The organism is Devosia sp., from assembly GCF_017307565.1.
GTDB lineage: Bacteria > Pseudomonadota > Alphaproteobacteria > Rhizobiales > Devosiaceae > Devosia.
Window position 1 is genome coordinate 1 of record NZ_JAFKHD010000129.1, and the last position, 3,388, is coordinate 3,388.

Sequence of the window (3,388 nt, forward strand, 5' to 3'; positions counted from 1 at the left end):
ACCGTGACGGTGATGAATACCGGCGCCCACCCCGATGACGAACACAGCGAAATGCTGGCCGCCATGCGCCACCAGTTCGGCATGCGCGTCGTCGTCGCCTGTTCGACCCGCGGCGAAGGCGGCCAGAACACGCTCGGGCCCGAGCGTGGCGGCGTGCTCGGCGTCATGCGCTCGCGCGAAATGGAAGAGGCGGCCCGGGCGCTCGATGCCGACGTCGCCTGGCTCGGCCACGGCCCCGATGATCCCGTGCACGATTTCGGCTTCTCCAAATCCGGTCCCGACACCCTCTCGCGCTGGGGCGAAGACCGCACCATGGATCGCCTCGTCCGTGCCTATCGCGAATTCCGCCCCGACGTCGTCATCCCCACCTTCCTCGACGTGCCCGGCCAACACGGCCACCACCGCGCCATGACCGAAGCCGCCGAGCGCGCCCTGGCTCTTGCCGCCGATCCCGCCTACGAAACCGATGGCCTCGCTCCCTGGACGGTCGCAAAATTCTGCCTCCCGGCCTGGTCCGGCGGCGGCGACACCTATGATGACGAAGTCCCCCCACCTGCGGCGAACATTGTCGTCCGCGCCCCGGACACCGATTTTGCCACCGGCATGCCATATTGGCAGCTCGGCGAAGTCTCTCGCGCCTACCATGCGAGCCAGAACATGGGTCACTGGCGTCATCCGGGCGAAACGCAGTGGCAGCTCCACCGCGTCGGCGCCAATGCGCAAAGCGACCTCCTCGATGACTTGCCAAAGTCCCTCGCCGATCTCGGCCCGTCGCCCTATCTCGCCGCAGCCGACGCGGCCCTAGCCCAGGCCATTGCCGCTTTCCCCAATAGCGCGGCCGTTCTCCCCGCCCTCAGCATCGCCCGCCGTGCCATCCGTGGCGCGCAGCAGGATATCGCGCCCGAACACGCCCACCGGCTGTCGCGCAAACTCGAAGAACTCGATGCCGCCACGGCCATCGCCGCCGGCCTTGAAATCTACGCCTCCGTTTCTTCCGCCAGCGTCGCCCCCGGTGGCACTGTCGATCTCGTTCTCGAAGTCGAGCGCGGCGCCGCCCAATCCATCCGCGTCACGCCCATAACCTCCGGCGCCTTCGCCCCCGCCGGTTCGGCAGAAATTTCCGGCGATCGTCTGACCATCCCACTCACGGCCCTCGGTGAAGCATCAATCGACAACGCCTTCCGCCCCGATTGGCTGGTCCTCGGCAGAAACGGCAACGTGTCGCTGCTTGTCGAAGCCGAAGTGAACGGCGAAATGATTCGCTTCACCCGTGACACCGAGGAAGACCTGCAGCTCGCCCCGGCCTATACCGTCGCGATCACTCCCGACGCCCTGATCCTGCCGCTCTCCTTGCCCACGACGAAAACCGTCGCCATCAAGGCCGATATCGCCCTTGATCGCATCGCCCTCCCCGGCGCGCCGAGCCTCACCGTCGAAGCCAGCGAAAACACCTTCGCCGTAACCTCCGACGTGCTGCTCACCGCGGGGCGCCACACGCTACCGCTCCTTGTCGATGGCGCACCGGCCTTCGGCATCACACCCATCGCCTATCCCCATATCGGCCGCACGCGCTTTGCTCGTCCGCTCTCGCTCGACGTGCTCGCTCTCAACCTGGCCCTGCCCGACACCAGGGTCGGCTATGTCGGCGGCGGTTCCGATCGCGTCGGCCTGTGGCTTAACCGCATGGGCGCCAACATCACAGAACTCGACGCCGAAGCCCTTGCCGGCGATCTCTCGAACTACGACACCATCGTCGTCGGCATCTTCACCTTCGGTCTCCGCCCCGACCTCAAGGCCGCAACGCAAAAGCTGCACCGCTGGGTCGAGGCCGGTGGCCATCTCGTCACACTCTACCACCGCCCGAGCGATGGCTGGACGCCGGACACGACGCCCCCCCGCCCGATCACCATCGGCAGCCCGTCGCTGCGCTGGCGCACCACCAATCCTGCGGCCGAAGTCACCTTCCTTGATCCCGAACACAAGCTGTTCGCCGGACCCAATCGCATCACCGCCGATGATTTCAGCGGCTGGGACAAGGAACGCGGCCTCTATTTCGCCTCTGCCTGGGATGCGGCCTATACCCCGCTCCTCGCCATGAGCGATGCCGGCGAAAAGCCGCTCACCGGCTCCTTGCTCTCGGCGAAAATCAGCACCGGTCGCCACACCCACACGAGCCTTGTCCTGCACCACCAGCTCGACAAACTCGTCCCCGGCGCCTTCCGCCTGATGGCAAACCTGCTGCAGTCCGCCTGACATGCAGACCACCCAATCGCGAGCCGGCTTTGCCTGGCTCGCGAGCGACATGTTGCTGGTCACGGTGATGACGGTGCTGGTAAAGCTTGGCGGCGCCAGCTATCCGGCCGTGCAGATGGTGTTCATCCGCTCCCTGATCGGCCTTGTCAGCGTGCTCCCGCTCGCCTGGCGCCATCGCCAGGCCCTGCGGGAAACCCGCCAATGGGGCCGCCACGCCTTTCGCGTGCTCTGCAACACCCTGGCGCTCAACACCAATTTCGCCGCGCTCACCGCCCTGCCGCTGGCGCTCGCCAATGCCATCGGCTTCATGCGCCCGCTGGTTGTCCTCGCGCTTGCGACCTTCCTTCTCGGCGAGCGCTCCGGCCCCTGGCGCTGGATCGGCGCCGCCATAGGCTTTCTCGGCGTCCTCGTCATGGTCGCGCCGGGCGAAGTTACCTGGAACCTCGGCATTCTGGCCGCTCTGGGTTCGGTCCTTTTCGGCTCTCTCGCCACCGTCCAGACCCGCGCCCTCGCCAGGGAAAACACCACAGTCCTGATGGTGTTTTATACCGTCGGCCTCACGGTCTTCACCGCCATCCCCGCCGCCTTCTCCTGGCAGCCCGTGGCACAAACCGATTGGCCTTTGCTCCTTGCCATCGGCATCCTCGCCCAGATCGGCCAATATTGCTTCCTGCGCGCCTATCAGTCGACGCCGGCCAATCTCCTCGCGCCGATTGGATATCTCTCCATCGTCCTCGCCAGCATCGCTGGCTTCATCGCCTTTGGCGAAATCCCCGCCCCCACGACGATCACAGGCACAGTCATCATCATCGGCGCCCTGGCCCTCACCACGCGCCTCGACCGCCCCCGCCGCTAAACGAACGAAAAGACCGCGTGGCAAGACGCGAAGCCTCGAACCACAAGGTCGAGCGAGTGAAGGCGTGCACCTTCGGCCAGTTCAAGGTCTGGCCCTCTGCGCCATCCCCAAAAAACAAAAACCCCCGGCCGAGGGCGCGCCGGGGGTTACCGCCGCAACAACGGGGCGGTTGCGGCTCGCGCTGGGAGGGTGCGCGAGCCGGATGGTTTAAGCCTTAGCGCTTGGCCGGCTGGATCAGGTTGGCCATGATGCGGAAGGCACCCGGGGTCAACTTGTCGA

The 3,388-nt window shown here is 66.2% G+C and carries 2 protein-coding genes; both read left to right on the top strand.

The features are described 5' to 3' along the window. A partial coding sequence (locus J0I64_RS03620; RefSeq protein WP_291406253.1) for a PIG-L family deacetylase occupies positions 1–2,253 on the top strand: 2,253 nt, incomplete at its 5' end. A gap of 1 nt (position 2,254) precedes the next feature. Continuing rightward, entirely contained in the window at positions 2,255–3,109 is an 855-nt protein-coding gene (locus tag J0I64_RS03625) for a DMT family transporter (protein WP_291406254.1), read from the top strand. Positions 3,110–3,388 lie beyond the last annotated feature (279 nt).

Excerpts from the sequence above, each read along its gene's own strand:
- J0I64_RS03625 (WP_291406254.1), top strand. The coding sequence starts at position 2,255 with ATGCAGACCACCCAATCGCGAGCCGGCTTTGCCTGGCTCGCGAGCGAC.